Origin of the sequence: Pseudomonas sp. FW300-N2A2 (genome assembly GCF_017351735.1) — a bacterium.
Lineage (GTDB): Bacteria > Pseudomonadota > Gammaproteobacteria > Pseudomonadales > Pseudomonadaceae > Aquipseudomonas > Aquipseudomonas migulae.
The window spans coordinates 1-277 of sequence record NZ_JACNDU010000079.1 but is presented as its reverse complement, the minus strand read 5'-3'; the positions used below and the strand labels follow the sequence as shown (position 1 = coordinate 277).

The 277-nt window shown below is 51.3% G+C and carries 2 tRNA genes; both read left to right on the top strand.

The features are described 5' to 3' along the window. The first annotated feature begins 19 nt into the window (after window positions 1-19). Window positions 20-96: transfer RNA gene (locus J4E42_RS29340), tRNA-Ile, on the top strand. 28 nt (window positions 97-124) lie between these two features. Further along, window positions 125-200: transfer RNA gene (locus J4E42_RS29335), tRNA-Ala, on the top strand. The last annotated feature ends 77 nt before the right edge of the window (window positions 201-277 follow it).

The window sequence follows — 277 nt, the reverse complement described above, 5'->3', positions numbered from 1 at the left end:
TAAGAAGCAGCCCGAAATTGGGTCTGTAGCTCAGTTGGTTAGAGCGCACCCCTGATAAGGGTGAGGTCGGCAGTTCGAATCTGCCCAGACCCACCAATTTTTGTGTGGGATCCTGTAGCAATACGGGGCCATAGCTCAGCTGGGAGAGCGCCTGCCTTGCACGCAGGAGGTCAACGGTTCGATCCCGTTTGGCTCCACCACTACTGCTTCTGATTGTATAAAGCTTAGAAATGAGCATTCCATCGTGATGGTGGTGAATGTTGATTTCTAGTCTTTG